At 47.1% G+C, this 1,313-nt stretch carries 2 protein-coding genes and 1 pseudogene; all 3 read right to left on the reverse strand.

Going from position 1 to position 1,313, the window contains the following annotated elements; genetic code table 11:
* Positions 1-96 precede the first annotated feature (96 nt).
* Complete coding sequence (locus tag HMPREF2879_RS09270; protein ID WP_141752193.1) at positions 97-300, reverse strand: hypothetical protein; 204 nt, start codon at positions 298-300, stop codon at positions 97-99.
* A gap of 247 nt (positions 301-547) precedes the next feature.
* Positions 548-892, reverse strand: coding sequence for a hypothetical protein (locus HMPREF2879_RS00860; protein WP_070634595.1), 345 nt, complete (start codon positions 890-892; stop codon positions 548-550).
* A gap of 44 nt (positions 893-936) precedes the next feature.
* Positions 937-1,313 (reverse strand): annotated as a pseudogene (locus HMPREF2879_RS00865) (ECF transporter S component); the annotation flags it as partial.

Below are 1,313 nucleotides of genomic sequence, written 5' to 3' on the forward strand. Positions count from 1 at the left end.
TATTTAATGCGTCCAAGTTTCGGGGCGCAGTTCAGTTGAAGACTCGCGCCACACGGGGCTTTACACACGGGGCTTTATTTATGGCTCATGAGCTGGTTATTCTTTGATTTCTTCAAGGCGAAGAGTGTTAAAGTTTCTATCATCATTTCTCGTGCTCCATGTTTTATACATTTTATATTTCTTTCCCGTCTGAATTTGGGAAACATACTCCGGAATATTTTTGCCATCTGGAGCGTTATACATTTCAATAACACCACATTCATCTGTCTCAAAAATACCTTTGGGAGAAGTGTCAGTCATGTTTGACACCTGACCCCCAACAATTTCAACTCTAGCTGATTTCACGGTGCATACGGCGTACCAATTTTTATCTTCGATATGCGTTGTATAGTGCATGAATGTAAACAATAACCCCATACCCAGAACAAGACTAATGAAAATTCTGGCTTCCGGGGATGTGAGTTTCTTAATCCATGGGAACATTGCTTTCCTGCTTTCTCAGTGTCTTGTCTGGTGGGTTCTCCGCAGGTTCTGGAGCTGCGAACTGTCATTCCTTAATTTCCTCAAAGCGGGTTGTTACAAAATCTTGATCTTTCTTAGGTGAACGATTTGAAACATGGAACAGATACTTTTTTCCTGGCTGCGCCGTCTTAACATACGCGGAAATATTCCAACCCTCAGGGGGCTCAAACATTGTGAGGGTGCCGCACTCCTCCGTCTCAAAGACGCCCTTCAAGCCAATGTCAGTCATGCCACCAAGGTCTGTGCCGCGACGCTCTTGCGTGTACGCCTTAGTCACGGTGCAGGTGGCAGTGAAACCGTCACTGTCATCACGTAGATTTATAGGAATAATAAAAAAGATATACCCAACGCACATCGTCAGAAAAAGCATTGTTATTCTTTCCGACCATTTGTTATGAGATTCCATCACTCACCTCATTTCTCACGAGAATTCGGAGCTTTCTTTACCCCGCGCGCCTGCTGACGCTCCAGCCTACGCGCCTCATTACGCGCAGCCTTACGGCGGCGACGCTGACGCTCACTCTTCGTCACACCCACCACATACTTCGTCTTACACAAGTCATAAAACTGGGCATAAATATCGCGCGAAGAACCATACATCCCCACCACACTCATCACATCCAGGCCGTCTTCTTCCGCCCAGCGCCCGTGATCGTCACGGTACAGCACCTGCGCCATCAGAATCGTCGCATCGAACTGATACGGGTCAAAGCTGCAAGTACGCTTACCCATCTCAGTGCTACCAATACGCAAGAACCCGTTCTTGCCGTTGTTCTCCACATGGGCAAACG

The sequence above is a fragment of the Rothia sp. HMSC069C04 genome (assembly GCF_001812895.1).
In the GTDB taxonomy this organism is placed as follows: Bacteria; Actinomycetota; Actinomycetes; order Actinomycetales; family Micrococcaceae; genus Rothia.